Origin of the sequence: Cellulosilyticum sp. ST5, assembly GCF_046529625.1 — a bacterium.
GTDB lineage: Bacteria > Bacillota > Clostridia > Lachnospirales > Cellulosilyticaceae > Cellulosilyticum > Cellulosilyticum lentocellum.
On sequence record NZ_CP132338.1, the window covers coordinates 178923 to 198371 of the forward strand.

18 protein-coding genes are annotated in these 19449 nt (G+C 34.0%); 16 read left to right on the forward strand and 2 right to left on the reverse strand.

All coding sequences use genetic code 11. The annotated features are described in order from the left end of the window. Window positions 1–112: 112 nt before the first annotated feature. The 13 genes from QTL86_RS00860 (at window position 113) to QTL86_RS00920 (ending at window position 13652) form a co-directional block, all read left to right on the forward strand. Window positions 113–820: an IMP cyclohydrolase gene (locus tag QTL86_RS00860; protein ID WP_410496222.1), complete on the forward strand. Its 708-nt coding sequence runs from the start codon at window positions 113–115 to the stop codon at window positions 818–820. A 158-nt stretch (window positions 821–978) separates the two neighbouring features. Next, complete coding sequence (locus QTL86_RS00865; protein WP_410496223.1) at window positions 979–2154, forward strand: phosphoribosylaminoimidazolecarboxamide formyltransferase; 1176 nt, start codon at window positions 979–981, stop codon at window positions 2152–2154. Between the two features lie 208 nt (window positions 2155–2362). After that, complete coding sequence (locus QTL86_RS00870) at window positions 2363–2908, forward strand: prolyl-tRNA synthetase associated domain-containing protein (protein ID WP_410496224.1); 546 nt, start codon at window positions 2363–2365, stop codon at window positions 2906–2908. Window positions 2909–3000: 92 nt separating this feature from the next. Next, on the forward strand, window positions 3001–3969 hold the full coding sequence (locus QTL86_RS00875; RefSeq protein ID WP_410496225.1) for an alpha/beta hydrolase: 969 nt from the start codon (window positions 3001–3003) through the stop codon (window positions 3967–3969). Then, window positions 3929–5215, forward strand: coding sequence for a hypothetical protein (locus tag QTL86_RS00880; RefSeq protein WP_127067494.1), 1287 nt, complete (start codon window positions 3929–3931; stop codon window positions 5213–5215). The genes QTL86_RS00875 and QTL86_RS00880 overlap by 41 nt, the downstream gene beginning before the upstream one ends. Before the next feature lie 14 nt (window positions 5216–5229). Beyond that, window positions 5230–5895 carry a DUF6320 domain-containing protein gene (locus QTL86_RS00885; RefSeq protein ID WP_410496226.1) on the forward strand — a complete coding sequence of 222 codons (666 nt, stop codon included), beginning with the start codon at window positions 5230–5232 and terminating at the stop codon, window positions 5893–5895. 86 nt (window positions 5896–5981) lie between these two features. Next, complete coding sequence (locus QTL86_RS00890; protein WP_410496227.1) at window positions 5982–6881, forward strand: copper amine oxidase N-terminal domain-containing protein; 900 nt, start codon at window positions 5982–5984, stop codon at window positions 6879–6881. Window positions 6882–7052: 171 nt separating this feature from the next. Next, the gene (locus QTL86_RS00895) at window positions 7053–7589 is read left to right on the forward strand and encodes a GNAT family N-acetyltransferase (RefSeq protein WP_410496228.1); all 537 of its coding nucleotides are present in this window, start codon (window positions 7053–7055) and stop codon (window positions 7587–7589) included. Window positions 7590–7612: 23 nt separating this feature from the next. Beyond that, a complete protein-coding gene (locus QTL86_RS00900) occupies window positions 7613–8068 on the forward strand; it encodes a metallophosphoesterase family protein (protein WP_410496229.1) in 456 nt (151 codons plus the stop codon). 52 nt (window positions 8069–8120) lie between these two features. Next, on the forward strand, window positions 8121–8246 hold the full coding sequence (locus QTL86_RS00905) for a clostri-philic family protein (protein ID WP_256372381.1): 126 nt from the start codon (window positions 8121–8123) through the stop codon (window positions 8244–8246). Between the two features lie 244 nt (window positions 8247–8490). Next, entirely contained in the window at window positions 8491–11916 is a 3426-nt protein-coding gene (locus tag QTL86_RS00910) for a hypothetical protein (protein WP_410496230.1), read from the forward strand. Between the two features lie 46 nt (window positions 11917–11962). Beyond that, the gene (locus tag QTL86_RS00915) at window positions 11963–13003 is read left to right on the forward strand and encodes a hypothetical protein (protein WP_410496231.1); all 1041 of its coding nucleotides are present in this window, start codon (window positions 11963–11965) and stop codon (window positions 13001–13003) included. A 262-nt stretch (window positions 13004–13265) separates the two neighbouring features. Beyond that, on the forward strand, window positions 13266–13652 hold the full coding sequence (locus tag QTL86_RS00920; RefSeq protein ID WP_041713059.1) for a MerR family transcriptional regulator: 387 nt from the start codon (window positions 13266–13268) through the stop codon (window positions 13650–13652). Between the two features lie 157 nt (window positions 13653–13809). Here the strand turns inward: QTL86_RS00920 and QTL86_RS00925 are convergent, their stop codons facing one another. Beyond that, window positions 13810–14130: a hypothetical protein gene (locus QTL86_RS00925; RefSeq protein WP_410496232.1), complete on the reverse strand. Its 321-nt coding sequence runs from the start codon at window positions 14128–14130 to the stop codon at window positions 13810–13812. Window positions 14131–14227: 97 nt separating this feature from the next. Next, window positions 14228–15478: an erythromycin esterase family protein gene (locus tag QTL86_RS00930; protein WP_410496233.1), complete on the reverse strand. Its 1251-nt coding sequence runs from the start codon at window positions 15476–15478 to the stop codon at window positions 14228–14230. Window positions 15479–16181: 703 nt separating this feature from the next. On the opposite strand from QTL86_RS00930, the gene QTL86_RS00935 reads away from it, so the two are divergent. The 3 genes from QTL86_RS00935 to QTL86_RS00945 are packed head-to-tail and all read left to right on the forward strand — an operon-like array spanning window position 16182 to window position 19432. Further along, the gene (locus QTL86_RS00935; RefSeq protein WP_410496234.1) at window positions 16182–17129 is read left to right on the forward strand and encodes an ABC transporter ATP-binding protein; all 948 of its coding nucleotides are present in this window, start codon (window positions 16182–16184) and stop codon (window positions 17127–17129) included. Window positions 17130–17140: 11 nt separating this feature from the next. Further along, a complete protein-coding gene (locus QTL86_RS00940) occupies window positions 17141–18280 on the forward strand; it encodes an ABC transporter permease (RefSeq protein WP_410496235.1) in 1140 nt (379 codons plus the stop codon). Window positions 18281–18283: 3 nt separating this feature from the next. Then, the gene (locus tag QTL86_RS00945; protein WP_410496236.1) at window positions 18284–19432 is read left to right on the forward strand and encodes an ABC transporter permease; all 1149 of its coding nucleotides are present in this window, start codon (window positions 18284–18286) and stop codon (window positions 19430–19432) included. Window positions 19433–19449: the final 17 nt, after the last annotated feature.

Below are 19449 nucleotides of genomic sequence, written 5' to 3' on the forward strand. Positions count from 1 at the left end.
ACTCAGGTGTCGGCATTTTTCGTTTTTAGAAAATAAGATGATTGGGACTAAAGATGATGTTGGCACTGAGATGACTCAAAAGTAATTATAAATGATGAAAAGGAGAATGTAGATGATTTCATTAGAAAACGAATTAAAACAAAATCCATATCCAGGTAGAGGGATTATCATCGGCAGATCAAAAGATGGTAAAAAGGCAGTAACAGCCTACTTTATTATGGGGAGAAGTGAAAATAGTAGAAATCGTATATTCGTAGAAGACGGTGAAGGCATTCGTACACAAGCTTTTGATCCTTCTAAATTAATAGATCCAAGCTTAATCATTTATGCACCTGTTCGTGTACTTGGCAATAAAACAATTGTAACGAATGGAGATCAAACAGATACCATTTATGAGTTAATGGATAAACAGCAAACTTTTGAACAAGCCCTTAGAACCAGAGAATTTGAGCCAGATGGTCCTAACTACACACCTAGAATTTCAGGGATTATGCATATTGAAAGCGGTAAATATAACTATGCCATGAGCATTTTAAAGAGCAATAATGGAGATCCTTCAAGCTGCAATCGTTATACCTTTACATATGAAAATGCCAAAGCGGGTGAAGGGCGTTTCATCCATACTTATAAATGCAATGAAGATCCACTACCAAGCTTTGAAGGAGAACCAAAGTTAGTTGAAATTCCAAATGATATTGAAGATTTCACTCAGATGTTATGGGAAAGCTTAAATGAAGACAATAAAGTTTCTTTATTTGTAAGATATATTGATCTTGAAACTGGTAAATATGAGACACGTATTGTTAATAAAAATAATTAAAGACCAATAATAAAAATATGTATCATTAAATAGATAAAATTAAATAGACGAAGTAAGTCATCAAAAATGAAGGACTTGATTGGTAGTAATAAGCAGTCAAGAAATAATGGTGATAAACCATTTATATAGGATGTAAATAAATGAGTGGAGGGATAGGAATGAAAGAATTAGAATTGAAATACGGCTGTAATCCAAATCAAAAACCATCAAGAATTTATAGCGAAGAGGGTACACTTCCTATTGAAGTATTAAATGGCAAACCAGGTTATATTAACTTCCTTGATGCTTTCAATGGTTGGCAATTAGTTAAAGAGTTAAAGGAAGCAACTGGACTTCCAGCTGCAACTTCTTTTAAGCACGTTTCACCAGCTGGAGCTGCTGTAGGGCTTCCTCTTACTGATGTAGAAAAGAAAATCTACTGGGTAGAAGATTTAGGGGAACTTTCACCACTTGCAAATGCTTATGCAAGAGCTAGAGGTGCAGATAGAATGTCTTCATTTGGTGACTTTATTGCACTTTCAGATGTTTGCGATGTGGCTACTGCAAAGATGATTGCAAGAGAAGTATCTGATGGGGTTATTGCTCCTGGTTATGAAGAAGAAGCACTTGAAATTTTAAAAGGTAAGAAAAAAGGCGGTTATAATGTGGTTCAAATCGATCCTAACTACGTACCAAATCCTATTGAGCGTAAAGAAGTATTTGGTATTACTTTTGAACAAGGCCGTAATGAACTTAAAATTGATAAAGCGTTCATTAGCAACGTTGTGACAGAGAACAAAGAAATCCCAGAAAGTGCACAAATTGATTTAATTATTTCACTCATTACTTTAAAATATACACAGTCTAACTCAGTATGTTTTGCTAAGGGTGGTCAAGCAATTGGTATTGGTGCTGGTCAACAATCAAGAATCCATTGTACACGCCTTGCTGGCACAAAAGCTGATAACTGGTTCCTTCGTCAATCTCCACAAGTACTTGGTCTTCAATTTGTAGATGGCATTCGCCGTGCAGACCGTGATAATGCCATTGACCTTTACATTGGAGAAGATTACATGGATGTTTTAGCAGATGGTGAATGGGAAAGAATTTTCAAAGTAAAACCAGCTGTATTTACTAGAGAAGAAAAAAGAGCTTGGCTTGATCAGATGCAAGATGTAGCGCTTGGTTCAGATGCTTTCTTCCCATTTGGTGATAATATTGAAAGAGCTGTTAAGAGTGGTGTTAAATATATTGCTGAGCCAGGAGGTTCTATTCGTGATGAGCAAGTAATTGAAACTTGTAATAAACATGGGATAGCGATGTGCTTTACAGGCATTCGTTTATTCCACCATTAAGATGAAATAATCAATTCAATTTGAAATAGGATATTATAAGACATTATGTTTTATAATATCCTATTTTTGTATGCTTGGATGTAAACGGGTATTAACTGTTTAGCCATCCTTTTTGTTAAAGCAGTAGCATTGAATAATAAGTTCATAGAGCCTATAATACAAGAATGAATAATAAAGCATGCTAAGGATATGAAGAAAGAAGGCACAAATGATGAGAATTGACCCCACTTTATATACAACTATTCCTTCCCCAGAAGGTAGATTAGAAAAAGAAATGGCTATTTATCCCATTCTAGAACAGCTAGGTATTCCTTTTGAACGTTTAGATCATGAAGCAGTGGCAACTATAGAAGACTGCGGAGAAATTGATCGGTATCTAGGAATTACCATTTATAAAAATTTATTTTTATGCAATAGTAAAAAAGATCACTATTATTTATTAGTGATGCCAGGAGATAAAACGTTTAAAAGTAGTCCTATTGCTCAGCAAATAGGTTCTACTAGACTATCATTTGGTACACCAGAAGTATTAGAAGACTATTTAAATTTAACACCAGGCTCTGTAAGTATTACAGGATTACTTTATGATCAAGAAAAAAGAGTACAATTACTTATAGATGAAGCCATTTTAGATACAGAGTATTTTGGTTTCCACCCTTGTATCAATACCACTAGCTTAAAAATTAAGACTTCTGATTTAATAGAAAAATTGATTCCCTACTTGAATCATCCTATTACCTACGTAACAATATAAATATATTCGTAGCTATGCGTTGAATAATACTGCTATAAAGCCTTATAATACAAGAATAAAGTAAACCATTAAAAAGTGCCGAGGAGACTACTATGCCAATTAATAAAAAGATGCTAACGACACTCAGAAAAATGATTTATCCAGAAAAAGACTTAAGAGAAACATACAAGCTAGAGCGCAGAATGGTGAATTTTGCCCATCCTCATGTGCTTAAGCCCTTTTATAAAATTTGGGATCATGAGATTAAAGTAGGTGATCATCAAATTCCTGTAAGACTTTTTTTCCCTCATAAGGAAGGCGTTTATCCGCTGATGATCTTTTTTCATGGAGGAGGCTTTGTAACAGGAAACATAGATAGTTATAGCAAGGTTTGTACACGTCTCGCTAATAAGACAGGTCACATTGTTCTATCCGTAGATTATCGTCTTGCACCAGAGCATCCTTTTCCAGAAGGACTTGAGGATTGTTATGCAGTAGTTAAAGAAGTTGTATCTCATACCCTATTATTTAACCATCCGTTAGAAAAAGTGACCTTAATAGGAGATAGTGCAGGGGCTAATTTAGCAGCGGCTGTGTCTTTGTTAGCCAGAGATAGAGGGGAGTTTCAAGTAGAGCAGCAGATTTTACTTTATCCAGCCACCTATAATGATTATAGTGATGCTTCACCCTTCCCATCTGTTAAGGAAAATGGGAAGGATTATTTGCTGACTCAGACACGTATGACTAACTACCTCAGCTTATATGTGAGTGACCCTAAGGAACTTCAGAATCCTTATGTGGCACCTTTATTAGCGCAGGATTTAACTAATCAACCAAAAACCTTGATGATTACAGCAGAATTTGATTTGTTAAGAGATGAGGGCAGGGCTTATGGAGAAAAGTTAAAGGCTGCTGGTAATGAGGTAGAGCTTTATGAGATTCCAGAAGCTATTCATGGTTTTTTTGCACTACCCCCTTTGTTTGAAGAGGTAAAAACGTGTTATACTATAATTAATCGTTTTTTAAGTAAGGGGACAGAAGATGAACGAAACAAAAACACCAGCTTGGAGGCGTCTAGATAATGCTGCCAAGATTTTTCCACCCACTAGTAATAATCAAGATACAAAAGTATTTAGATTTGCTTGCCGATTAAAAGAAGAGGTTGAACCAAAACTTTTGCAGCAAGCTTTAGATAAAACCATGAAGTCCTTTCCGCTTTATGCTTCTATTATTAGAAAGGGCTTGTTTTGGTATTACTTTGAAACAAGCCGCTTAAAGCCTAAGGTTGAAGAAGAAAGTAAACCACCTTGTAGTGCACTATATCATGAGGATACCAAGAATCTATTATTTGAGGTGACTTACTATAAAAAGCGCATTAATTTAGAAATTTATCATGCACTAACAGATGGTGTAGGAGCATTGCAATTTCTAAAAACCATAGTGCGCCATTACTTGGTTTTAAAACATAAGGAAGTCTTTAAGGATTATATACCAGAAATCGACTATGATGCTTCTACGGCGGAGAAAGAAGCAGATGGTTTTAAAGCACATTTTTCCAAAGGTAAAAGTGCTAAAAATCCTTCTCTAGGAAAAGCCTATAAGATTAGAGGAGAAAGGCTAGAGGGGGATATTCTTAAAGTAGTTAATGGCGTTGTATCTGTAAAAGCAGTTTTAAAAGAGGCCCATGCGTATGATACAACCTTGACGGTTTATTTAGGTGCAATACTGATAGCTTCTATAGGGAAAGAGATGGCTATCAAGGATAGAAAACGTCCTGTGGTGGTATCTGTTCCCGTTAATTTGAGGCCATATTTTAAATCAGCTTCAGCACGTAACTTTTTTAGTGTGGTTCATGTACCTTATTATTTCGGAGACAAGGATCCAGAGCTGACAGAGATTATTAGTTATTTAAAGAGCTTTTTTGAAAAGGAATTAACGACAGAAAAATTCCAGCTACGTTTAAATCGTTTAGTTGCTCTAGAACATAATTATATAACAAGGGCTATACCATTAGTCCTTAAAAAGCCTACCCTACGTTTTGCACATCATTTATCTAGCAATGAGGTAACCACTAGTTTTTCTAATATTGGAAAGGTTACTATGCCAAAAGAGTTAGAACCGTATATTGATGCCTTTGACGTTTGTGTAAGTACCACTAAGGTACAGGTTTGTTTATGTTCTTATGGAGACAAGCTTTCTATTAGCTTTACTTCTCCTTTTATCAGCAGTCAGGTACAAAAGCATTTTTTTAGAACTTTAACAAGCAGGGGCATAGAGGTAGAACTTTCCACTAATGTAGTGGACAACTTAGGAGAAATCAGTGGATAAAGGAGGCGAAAAGGATGAAGTGGTGTGGAAAATGTAAGGTTAAAATCGTAGGAACAGAAAACTATTGTCCTTTATGCCAAAATGAATTAAGTAAGCTAGATACCATAGAAGAAGATTTATTTCCAACAGCTTATGAAGGAACAAAGGAAAGGCATATGGTGATGAAGGTACTTGCCTTTCTCATGACATTAATTGGTATTATATCTGTATTTCTCAATATTTTATTTCCAACTAAGATTTGGTGGGCACTTATAGTCATTGTTACCTTGATTTGTATTCGTATTAGCTTAAGGATTGCTATTGCTAAGCATAGAAATATTTTAAAGTACTTATTACACCAAAGTCTTATTATTATTGTTTTAACATTGTTTATTGATTATGTCACAGGACAGAATGGTTGGGCAGTTACTTTTGTTTTACCAATTATCTTTACTTTAGCCATGATAGTGATGTACTTACTTTCAAAGATTTTACATTTGCAAGCAGGAGAATACATGATTTATCTATTATTAGATGCCGCATTTGGGGTCATTCCCGTTGTATTTATAGCTACTAATAGTGTAAAAACACCCATTCCTTCACTTGTTTGTATCATGGTAAGTATTATTTCGGTAACAGCGCTTATTATTTTTGAAGGGACTGCTATGTATAGTGAGCTTAAACGAAGATTGCATATTTAGTGAAATGTTTTAAATTGAATGAAAAAGCAAAAGTGATATGATATAATCATCCTGTTAGATAAATCGTCTATAAAGGAGAATGAGAAATGAAAAAGAAATTAGGTATATTTTTACTAACTATGCTATTAGCTACATCTACAGTTTTTGGTGCAAGTATTAAAATTGTGGTTAATGGGGAAGAAGTAAAATCAACTGTGGCACCTGTTCAAAAAAACAGTACAACTTTAGTACCTCTTCGTTTAGTAAGTGAAAAATTAGGTGCAGAGGTAAAGTGGTATCCAGAATATAAAGGTATTACTATTTCAAAAAGTAATCTTGTTTTAACGATGTATATAGGAAAGAAGAATCTTAATATCTGGAATAGTTCTACACAAAAAGAAAAAGATATTGCTTTAAGTGTAGCTCCACAACAAATAAGTGGTGTAACAATGGTACCTTTACGAGCCATTTCAGAAGGATTAGGGTGTGAAATTGCTTATGAAAATGGTGTGATTAATATTATTTCTTCTGTTGAAGAAACCTACCAAACAACGGAAAATGAAGCTTATATTGAAAAAGAGTTAAGAAATAAATATAGCGTATGTAGTACAGATATAGGGAATATTAATATGTTTTTCTGGGTGTATGAAAACGTTAATAGAGATGAAGATGCTTCTTGGGATTATGAAATATACGGTAAATTTGAAGAGGCTGAGTTAAATAAAATATTCCAAATTAAAGATGCTACTACCCAAGAGAAGGTTAAAGCACAGCTTAAAGCACATATGGAAAATGCTGCTAAAGAGTTAATTGCAAATCATGCTAATGTAAAATTTGTAGGGGCATATGATTGTAGTTACTATGAGGATGTAACGGATTTAGATACGTATGTGCCTGTATTTTTCTGTAATTGGAGCAATTACATAGAAGATGAGGCTGGTACCTATTCTGGTAGTATACTTGATCAATTTGGATGGATTACTGAATGGGATTCAGAAGAATGGTAAAATAACAAAGTAAGGCGGCTATGAAAAAAAGCATAGTTGCCTTTTTTACATAGCTGCCTTATATAGCAAACAATTAAAATATAGGGTCACTTTTTATAGTAACTTCTACTCAAAGTATATAAAGTCGGGTACAATAAAATAAAACAAGAGAAAAGGGGGAAAATAGATATAATGTCACCAATAAGCATACATTTACTAGAAAATAGACATTTTGATGAGCTTTTTGAATTTGAAATCCAAAATAGAGCTTTTTTTGAGAATATGGGCTTTGGACGAGCTAATAATTATTATGATAAAAAGCAATTTGAACTTATTCAGGAAGAAATTATACAAGAGCAAGCACAAGGTAAACACTTCATGTATCTAGTAAAAGATAAAATAGGAGTTATTGTAGGGAGAGTTAATTTAATAGATGTGGTAAGGAGCAATTTAAATAAAGCAGAAATTGGCTATCGCATGGGGGCGGCTTATCAGAGTAAAGGATATGGAACTAAGGCGGTAAGCTTAGCTATAGAACAAGCTAAAAAGGTTCATCAGTTAGAGCGACTAGAGGCAGGGACTAGTCCTTATAATATTGGATCACAAATAGTACTTATAAAAAATGGTTTTCAGTTTAAAGATAGAAAAAAGCAATCTATTTACCACAATGGCAGGTGGGAAGATAGTATTTTGTTTGAAAAGGTTTTAGATGAAATGCTAATAAAATAAATTAAACAGGTAAGGAAGAGAAGATGTATAAAATAGGTGTTATATCAGATACACATGGTTTACTAAGAGAGGAAGTGATGAGTCAGCTTGAAGAATGTCAGCTTATTCTTCACGCAGGAGATATTAATAAGCCAGAAATCTTAATGTCTTTAATGCAGATTGCACCTTTAAAGGTCGTTAGAGGGAATAATGATAAAGGAGAATGGGCTGAGGCACTTCCTGAACAATTACGTTTTACTGTAGAAGGAAAAAACTTTTTCATGGTACACAATAAAAAGGATTTTATTAAGGATAGGACAGGTATAGACGTGATGATTTGTGGTCACTCACATAAGTATAGTTGCAATTTAGAAGGAGAGACTTATGTATTAAACCCAGGAAGCTGTGGTAAAAGAAGATTTGATTTAGCTGTTACAATGGCAATCCTTACTATAGACCAAGGACAAATAGAAATCACTCAAATAGACCTGCCACATTAACACATAAAAATTTTAAAATAGGCTCATTCTATTGGAGAAAGGATGTGTTATCATGGCTAATAAACCTGGCTCAAATAATCCAATGCAAAAAGGCGAACGTAGACAAAAACTTCATGAGGAGCAAAATAATCATGGAGAGCCAAAGAAAAAAACAAGCTATAGAACGCCAGTCAAATAGGTAATAGTTAAATAATAAAGGTGTACATAGGTATAGATTCTAAGTACACCTTTATTATTTTGCCAATTATTATACGCGTATGGTATTAACCTTATATATATCAAAAATAACCTTTTAACTTATTAATTTACCTGTTATCAGTAAAACAATATTATTTTTAATAATAAAGATATAATAGGGATGCAAGGAGAAAGATAGGATTGGATGAAATTTGCAAATAGGGATGAGAAGGGAGTCAGGTAAAGTGATAAGTGATAAGGTAGCGGCAAATGTGAATGAACAAGAGTTTAGTGTTACTGTCCAGACAAAATTGATGCAGAATTATAGGGTCGGGTCTATTATTCAGGGTGGAGCAAATATGTGCAGTACTTCTTGCATAGGGGAAGCAGGATATGAAGATGCACTATTTGTCACAGATTCGAGGGGAGAAATTTATTGTTTAAAGCAAGATTCAGGTAGTACAACTGGAATGGTAGGGGAAAAGATTGGAATGCATGGTAATCATGTTGCATTGGGAAGAGATAGTAATGGCAAGCTAATTATCTTTAGTAGCCAAGCAGAGCAGCTTTATTGCATGCAAGAGAAGAAGAAGGGAAGTTTTACGTTTAATTCCAGTGAAAATGTAGCCATTCCATTGCCAGTGAATGCTTCTTCTATAGAAGCCATTTGTGTGAAACAGATTAAAGAAGGAATGAGTATTGCCGTGTTTTATAAGACGCAGCTTGATGCAGCTTATTATGTGGCATATGGGATTTGGAAAGATCAGGCACCAGAATTTAGGTTATTGCCTTCTACTTTCGGCAATACAGCATGTATTTGGCTAGGGAGCCAAGAAGAAGATTTAGCTTTAGCTGTCGTTGACAATATCGTGGCTACTTATCATTTGGCTAGTAAAAAAATAGAAACTTATAGTTGTGATACGATTCTTCGTCCCATTGCTATTAAAAATGTAATTGGGCAAGCTGGTGAGGATATTATTTTTGCTATTATAAAAAATGGTAAGAATGCAGATTTGAGTGAACTTAAACTAAATCAGGACAAGAAAAACTGTGAAGTTATACCTTTATCTAAAGATAAATACTTTACTAGTTTTGATATTTGTAAGGTGCAAGAGGGTGAAATTCACTTATTAGGTATTGCTACAGATAATGTTTTATATCATGCAGTTAAGCAAATAGATGAAAGTCAAACGACATCAGATTTAACACCAATAAGTTCGGGTATAGCACAGGTAAGTTGTTGTGGAAGTTATGCTAAGGAATTGACGGCATTTATAGTAGGTACAACACAAAATAGAGTGGCCCACTTTATTTATGAATTAGAAACAGGCAACTGGAATAGGCAATATACAGATTTGCCAACGGATACAGAGCATATTGAAGTTTATTCTGCTTATACTTCTGAAGTAATGGCTTATGATCCAGCAGGTGCCCTGTTAATTGCTACACCTGTTGAGATTTGGGCATCAGAACTTACTAAAATTGAAACGAGGAGTGGGGTTTATTACGTAGGACCTCATAATAAGATTTTAACGTCAACTGATACAAGAGGTGTTTTATCCATTAGCCAAGAAACGAATATGCTTGCAAGTAGTGAAATAATCATCCATTTACCAGCAGTAATGGCAGAGGATGAGACGCTAGTGATTAAGCAATTTGAAGGAGTTCAAACAAAGCTATATCAAGTTGATTCCAACCAGTTAATGAACGCAAAAAAAGCAGATGGAACTTATTTATTAGAAGATACTTATCGTACAGCTGAAACAACTACAAGTTTAGCAAATGCTATTTCTAAGTGTATGGGAATGGTAGAGCAGGTACCTGTAGGGCATAAAAGTATGAATACTAGAGGAAAAGCAAAAGGTGTATATAAGGGGAAAATTATACAGTTAGACGAAATAAGAAAATTAAGAGTCCCTGAGAATCCTCAGCATTGGAGCTTAGACTTTAGTGGAAATCAAATGTGCTACCAAGATTTATCACTTGAAGAAGCTAATAATCAAATATTACTCATGAAACAAGGTAGTACCAATGTTCAAGGCATATTTAGCTGGATCACTAAGATCGGTGACTTTTTTAGAGGAGTTGTTGATAAAGTTATTGATGTTGTAAAGATGGTAGTTACTACTGTTGTTGAAGGCATTAAGGTAGCTTTTGATTTTATTGTAGACGGTGTTAAATATGTATTTGAACAAATTGTTACTTTTGTAGAGGAAGCTTTTGATGTGGTAGAGATCATTTTTGATAAGGTGAAGGTTGCTTTTAAAGAATTATTCCAATGGTTAGGCTTTATTTTTAATTGGGATGATATTTTAAGGAGTAAAGAAGTTATTAGTTATTTAATGCAACAACAATTAGCTTTTATACAAGGTTCAGTAGAAGGTACTAAGGAAATTGTCATGAAGGGTATTGATGGCATTCAAAGCAAGGTGAGTACAATTTTTGACTGGGCAATTAAAAATATTGCAGGCAAAGAATCTTTACTAGGATATATTAAAGAAAATACACTAGATGATCCAGAGATGGAAGAGGCGTATAGTAATAATTTTTTAATGGAGCAGTTTGAGAAAAATAGTCCTGCTATAGAAAGTGTAGTTTATGAAGCATTAGAGCAGGATAGTGTATTAGATGAATTTATTAAAGAACTAGAAAAGTTAATTGATTTTACAGAATCACAAGAAGCTTTTACAGAAGCTATAGCATATTTTAAGCAAATAGGTAAAGCACCAGATGAATTATTTAATAACCTATTAGCCGGCTTATTTAAAATAATAGAAGGGATTGTTCAAGCGACTTTATCAGCTACTCAAGCTGTGCTGGGTGCATTATTCGATATTGTAGAGTACATAGTGGGCGCAATAACTAAGCTATTAACAACAGAAATAAAGATTCCTTTTATTTCACCATTTTATAAAATGATTAGTGGTAATAGTGCACTAACATTATTAGATCTAGCGTCACTTATTATAGCAGTACCTGCAACTATTTTCTTTAAAATTGCTAAAAATAAAGCACCATTTCCTGACTCGGCAAGCATTGCAAGCTTTAAAGAACAGGTGAATGCAGAACGTATGTTAGCAGCAGCCGGATTTAAGGTGACGAATACTTTAAAAAGCTGTGTGGGTGCTGCTAGTGAGGTGGTTCAAGAATTATGCAAAGTCTTTGGAGCAGTTAGTAGTTTCTTTTTCTTTTCTTTTGCTGGAATTACTGATTGTATAAAAGATGCACCGAGTGCTATACAAATAATGCCTTTAATTGCAGAATTTTGTTGGCAAGGATTTAGCACACCTTGGATTGCATCAGATGGGGCACCAGATTGCTTTACAGAAGATGGGCAAAGCAAAGTAAATTGGATCTATGTTAATCTAGGGTTAATAATAGATGGTGCATTTTATATACTAACTAAGAAATATGCAGATAGTGCAGAAGATCCAGGTAGACTAACTACAGCTATATATGGTTTGTTGCACATTATACCGACTACCCTTGCTTGTCTTCATGCAAAACCAGTAGCTATTGCAGCTAATGCTATTTCTCCAATTGTAGAGATATCAAAATTATTACTCTTAACAGAGGTTAGTGCAAGTACAGAAGGCATAAGTATAGCTTGTGCAGGTGTTATTGATGGCATGGCAGCTATTGCAATGCCAATATTAGTGACCTGTTCATAAATCATTAATAAGCATTACAAAATAAAAATAAATAGGAGTGAAGTATATGGGAGATTTTAATAATGTTTTTATGAGACCCAACTTAAGTAGTCAAGGAACAGTGCCAGCATCAGGAGATTATGCATTTTCACCGGATATATGGCCATCAGGATATGAACCTATTACTGACTGGCAAGTTTCGCTTGTATCAGAGGATAGTTATACAAAACAATCAACAACAGATACAGTTCTAGGAAAAGATAACTATTTTTACATAAGGTGCAAAAATAATACCGATCGAACCATTTCTAGTAACGTTTCATTATATTATGCCCCAGCATCAACTATTACTTGGCCTAGTATGTGGCAAGATAATATTATTAAAACAGATTTAGGTGAAAACAAAGCACATATTGATTATTTAAAGCCAGGTAAAATAGGAACTATTGATAGACCTTTTGTATGGAGACATGTACCAAAGCCTAATAATGGAGATCATTATTGTATTATTGCTCAAATTAATGATGATCAAAATACGAATCCATTTCCAAGAGTAGATACACAGCTAGATCAAGCTAAATTAATGCTGAATAATCTGAGATGGGCTCAGAGAAATATTACTATTGTTGATAAAGGAGCACCTACTTTTTCTTATACGGCTGATATTAGTGTACCTATTAACATTACACCAGGTAGTAGAAAGTATAAAGTAAGTGTCATGCCTAAAGGATATATGGGTTGGGAAGTAGAATTTGTATGTAGTATGGGAGACTCTGAAAATAAGGCAATTAAGTTACAGAGAAATAAAATCACATCAGATAATATGATTTTAGGATGTAGCTGTACTTTGGATCCAGGTTATTCAGCTAAGATTACAGTATATATGTATAATACTTCAGGGCAGCCATCAGCAGCTGGCGCAGAAGTGCCTTTAGAAGTCTCCTATCAAATAGACGATTCAGAGTTAAGGGAAGCATGCCTAAGAGGATTAGTAGATCCTACGTATTCTAATCGACTTCATGCTGCAATAGAAGGTGTAGAAAACGGATTAAAAGGTGGTATTGTGTATTATACTAAATTAGGTTCTTATTCTTCTCTAGCAAAATAATGATTTTACGATATTTTAGGATATGAGAAGGTATCTGCAGCATTTATTATAAAATGAAGGATATATGAGCGATTTATATCAGGTAGTAGGTGGGATGAATTTTACACCTACGGAGATGTAAGATGATAAAAGGCGATTTAAAGAAGAGACATACTTCTTTAAATCGCTTTTTAGTTTTATATAAGTATAAGAAAAGTTGGCTTTTTATTGTCAATCTAAAAAGGTATATAAATGATATAATGAAGAAAAGGAGGCTTTAATGATGACAATTGCTGAAGTAAGTAGAAAATATAACCTTTCTCCAGATACACTGCGTTATTATGAACGTATTGGGCTTATTCCTGCTGTCCATCGTAATAAAAGTGGTATAAGAGATTATACGGAAGAGGCCTGTAAGTGGGTAGAGTTTATCAAGTGTATGAGAAGTGCAGGTATGCCCATTGAAGCGTTAATTGAATACGTAGCGCTATTTGCACAAGGAGATGAAACTATTGAAGCGAGAAAAGATCTTTTAATAGAACAGCGAAGACTTCTAGCAGAAAAAATGGAAGAAATCAGGGCAACTATAGAACGCTTAGATTATAAAATAGAAGGATATGAAAAGGGACTTGTAATAAAAGAAAAAGAACTAAGAGAAATGGAACTATAAGAGTGAATTGAAAAAGGTACTACTAGGATGGATGAAACTTCTAAGTAGTGCCTTTTTAGTTTTAAATAATAAGTTATTATATGAGCAAAGTAAATCAAGGCGTTTGCCATAAACATTACTACTATAAAAATACTGTTATAAAGAGTTTCAAATAGGATTAGTTCAAGTAAAGTCTTAAATTAACGAATTTAAAAGTGTTTTTATCTTTTAGCTCTAGAATTACTTTATAGGTATTACCTTCGCTTAAAGTCATATTTATAAATGGATAGTAACCTACCGAATTACGTCCAACCTCCCCTTTATTCACTAATTCATTAGTTGCTTCGTTATAAACTTCATAGCTGGCATTTTTACCAAAAGTAGTAACATCAAAAGTATAAGATCCAGTTTGAGTGGCGTCTACATAAAAAGTATATTTGCCATCACTAATAATGTTTTCGAGTAAATGAATACCCTTTAATTGCGTATTACTTCCCAAAAAGATTATTAGAACAATGGTAAGAATGCTCATTCCCCATATCCATGGCTTTTTTTAATCCATATATAAGTTTTTCTGCATATATGAAGACCTACCTTTACTTGAAATTTATTTTTGTAGATGGATGCATTTTTTGTAATACAATAATCCCATCATACGCTTGTGAAGGAATCATTTTTAAGGTGTAAAAAGTTTTAAGAGCTTTTTGCCAACTATTGAACTCGGCACCAATATTTGTCATAGCTATTTGGGTATCAAGTATTTCTTTAAGCTCATTATTTTCTTTTGCTGAGGTAAAATCCATGAAGTAGATATTATCCTCTAGATTTTCAAACTGAGATGTTAGAGCATTAGTATTGTTTAGTGTTATAATCATATCTTTTCCGGAACTATTTACAACATTAAAGGAGCTTTCTAAAAAATCAGTACCAATGGCGTAGTAAGCCTTACCATAGCTTTTTGCAAGTCGTTCTCCCATACAAGTAAATCCTGCAGATGAAGATGTTTTTTCTATGTGTCCATTATGACCAGTAATAAAAAGCATTTGATTTCCTTCGTAATTGAGTATCCAATCAATTTTATCTTTCATATATTGGTCTCTCATATTGGCATAATGCACCCCTGCGCTACGCAAGGTTGCATTTTCTTTAATAGACTGGGCGCATTGCAGGGCAAATGCAAATTCTTTCTCACTTGATTGAGCTATGAAATCATTCTTAGAGGCCATCATTATTTTCATTAATGCATCTACTTTTGTCACTGCAACCTTTACCTTGATTTGATTCTGAGTATAAACCGTTTGATCATTTAAATCAGAAAGTAGAGTTGAATATTGTTTTGAAAGCTGCTTATTTACTTTGTTAAGATAGTTAAACAAAAGCTCTTTGCTATTATCATAACGCTGCATATCAAAGCCATAGAACTTTAGCTTTTTATTTTCAGGTGCTGTTTGGTTATAATTTCTCATCCACTCAATTAAATCAGCCATTTCTTGGGTTTTATAAATAGCAAATCCTATCTCAGCAGCCGCCTCTTTAGCAGTGCCATTCCCTCCTGAAATATAGTCATTCACCTTTGCACTTCCACCAAAATCACCTTCTATTGCAAAGATGCGACAATTATTATGTTCTATTAAAGCTTTAAATACATCGAGCTTTAATGTCTGTAATTCACTATTGCCATGGGTTGCTTCGCCGAGGCCTACAATTTTAATATCTGGAGCTACAGCTATCTTGTCTACTGCTGAAATATAGTTTTGGATGGCTATAGATGGTTGAGCTTTAGTAGAGCTTACAAGAAAACAAATTGATAAAATAGCTGATAAGACTAGGTATCTCTTTTTTCTCATTTATACTTTTCTCCTATAACTTTTATGTTGATATTTCCAAGCTATGTATCTAACTAGTTTTATTAATAATTATATAATTGATTGAAACATTAATTAGAAACTTAATTAAAAAATAATATTTATCACTATATTACATAATGGATAGAGTAGAGAGAGAGTTTCATTATTGTGACCAGTATAGGACTTACAAAAGAAGAAATAGAAAAGATACAACAAGAATTATAAAAAACTAAACACCAAAAAGGCACTACTAGGAAGTATTAAACTTCTAAGTAGTGCCTTTTTGTTTCCAGACTCTTGTATTTTACCTTTATAAAAGCTAACCTGGCCTCAAAAAGAGCATAGTATGGCTCCTCAGCACTATATGATTTTTAGGGCTATGGGGATAGCGAGTATAAAAGTTAAACCAATGAGTGAGGAGCTCCTTAAAGTCTTGGCCGGTGCACCCTACTCTAGGAAGCAAAGACCTTAAGACTCTGGTTTAAAACTTTGTTTGATTAGTTTTTGCAATTATATATATGTGGGCAAGCAGTGGAATCCCAAATAAAAAATGAAAAATTTATGTGCTATTTTTGCATATAACCTACCATGACAATTGTCACCCCTAGCTTCGTTTTCTTGTCACTGTTTCGCACCACCTTACCCATGTTACATTATTATTATCAAATCACACCATTAGAGTACAAAGGGGAGAGGAGAAGCTATGGGAGCTTTTGTTGAGGTTAATAAATTAGTTAAGATGTATGGGGATTTTTGTGCTGTTGATCATTTGAGTATTAGTATTGAAGAAGGGGAAATCTTTGGGCTTTTAGGGCCCAATGGTGCTGGCAAGTCAACTACCTTAAGTGCTATTACCACTTTAAACAATTTTGAAAAAGGAAGTATTAAAGTTGGAGGTTTTGATATTGTAAAAGATAAAATGAAGGTCAAAGCATTAGTAGGAATGGTGCCACAGGATATTGCTGTTTATAAGCACTTAAATGCTTTAGAGAATGTGAAATTCTTTGCTTCTTTTTATGGATTAAAAGGAAAGGCATTGGAGGAGGCAGCATTAGAAGCGCTTGAATTCGTAGGACTAAGTGAAAAGCTTAAGATGAAACCAAGACAGATGTCAGGTGGTATGCAAAGACGACTGAATATTGCTTGTGGTATAGCGCATAGGCCAAAACTTATCGTTATGGATGAACCTACCGTTGGCGTAGATGCTCAGTCTAGAGAGCATATTTTAAATTCGATTCGTATCTTAAAACAAAGAGGGACTACGGTGATTTATACATCACATTATATGCAAGAGGTAGAAGAAATTTGTGATCATATTGCTATTGTGGATCATGGAAAGCTTATTGCTAATGGAACTAAAGAAGAGCTAGTATCCTTGGTAACAGATATAAAAGGCTGCAGTATCACAACGAGAATCACAAGTAAGGTAGATACTGAGCAGCTAAAAAAAGAACTTTCAGTACTACCTGGAGTCGTGAGAGTTAACTTAGACGAAAATGAAATCCACTTAGACTTATCTATTAAATGCGAAAATATCATGCCAATCCTGGAGATAATTAATGCTTATAAGCTGCCTATTATGAATGTGACAAGTGAAAAACCTAATTTAGATATGACGTTCCTAAGTTTAACAGGACGAGAGTTAAGATAGGGGAAAATTACATGAAAGATATAATTTTAAATGAATTTAAAAGTTTTTTGCGTAATCCCTATTTAATCCTTGTTCTTATTATATTTCCAGTAGTATTAGTTTATATTTTAGGAAGTTTCCTAGATGAGGTACAGACTGCTGACCAAGCTATTGGGGAGGTTCATTTAGGCTATTTCATAAGTAAAGATCAAGAAGATGAAGCAGAACAAATAAAAGCAGTACAAATAAGAAGCTTGCTAGAAAACACAAAAGAGAAGCTAAATAAAGCAAACGTTATATTTGAAGAAGTGTCTTTAAAGGAAGAAGGGTTAACACTTTTACAAGAGCAACAAGTTGATGCTTATCTTGTTTATGAGGCAGGTAGCTTAAAACTTTACGAAGGAACAGACGTTTATTTAAACCATACAGTCAAATGTATGATAACAGGTATGTTAAAGCAAATGCATGTTTATGAAATAGCTACTAATAGTTTAAAAACTAGCAGCTTTCATTTTGACGAAATGCAATCAGTGAGTGAAAAAACATATACAGTATCTAAAAAGTTACAAACACAAATGTCAATGATGGATTATTATGCTATTGCCATGACCATTATGACTGCTTTCTTTGGGAGCATTGGTTCTTGCATGGCGTTTACAGATGAGAAAAATAGTAAGACAATTAATAGGCTTATTATATTGCCACAGAATCGCTTTAAGCTTTTTGCGGGAAAAGTAGTAGGTTTGATGCCACAAGCTATTTTGCAGGTGACAGTTATTATGTTAGTAAGTAGCTTCGTTTATGGCGCTTCTTACGGCAAGGATTTAGCTAGTAATCTTCTATTATTTGCATTATTTGCAGGAACGTCGGTTACTGTAAGTGCTATTGGCATATTATTAAGTTTAATTTTTAAGAAATCTATGGTAGTCCTTTTATTTGCAGTGAATTGGCTCCTCTTGTTTTTTAGTGGTATATTTGCCATGGCAATGGCAATAAAACCGCTATGTGATTATTTGCCACCTTATATACTTAATCAAGCAGCTATTAAGCTCAGTTTATTTGGAGAATCCCAAGAGGTTTGGTACATCCTAGGTGTTGAATTAATCATTATAATGGGTGTTCTTGTTTTAGGTGGCATTATTTTTAGCAAAAAACAAGAGGAAAGGGGCTAAGTTATGAAAAATATAGTAACCTTTTTTGATATGAGTTTAAAGCGCAACTGGTTTTCAATTATTTTGGCTATTGCATTAGGTGTATTACTTTGTGTGATGCAAGAAAGTTTTGGTGGTAACTTTAATACAGCTTTTAGAGAAATGAAAGTGGCAGTTATAGATCAAGATAAAAGCGCTTTATCAAAGCAATTGATCAGCTATCTTAAAGAAGAAATTGGCATGCAAATTGATACAGGAAAATCCTATGAGGCTTATAGCAATGAGTTGCTAAACCGAGAGCTGTCAGCTATAATTGAGATAAATAAGAATCTTCAAAACGATCTAGTGGCTCAGCGCACTATTGAGCCTATTCAAGTGACTACCATTAATAACTATGCCAATGAAGCTTTTATCAAAGCCTATATAGAGGTGTATATGGAAAGTGTAGAAGTACTGGGTGCTACTAGTGGAGGAGATAGTAAGAGGTTCGAGATACTATTAGAGGAAATGCAAGTAGGTCATCATGGACTAGAGCTTATAAGTGCTAGTGAGACCATGATAGAAAGATATACAGCCGGTATTGGTTTTAAGTTAACACAAGGTTTTTATTTGAATTTTATTTTCTATATTGGTTTAATTATTGGATTAATGATTGTAACAGATCATGTAGAGGGTACTTTAAGGAGAATCCAGAGTACACCGATGAGACCAATGGAGTATATTTTAGGAATAGCTCTTTATGCACTCATTGTAGGTAGTATTTCGGCTGTTATTTATATAGGTTATCTAGGCTTTAAGCAAAGTGATGTAGGATTACCTTTTTGGATGGTGGCCTATTTGTTATTAGTATTTGTCTTAATTGTTATTGGCATTTCTATGATTTGTTCCTTTATAGTGAAGACGAAAGTGGGAGTGGTTTTTTCTATTTATGGTGCTGGATGTATGGCAGCTATTTTAGGTGGTGCTTACTTTGAAACCAATATGGCACCAGAATTTATGAGGCGTCTTGCTAAGATTGTGCCACACTATTGGTATATGGAATGTATTAGAGGTATGCAGGGAAGAGGAAGTTATAATCCTATGGGGGCTTTAATTATTTTAGGATTATATGCCTTGTTCTTTATGTTATTAGGAACAGTATTATTTAATAAGCAGCTTACAACGAATGAGTAAGCCATAAGGATGGGGAA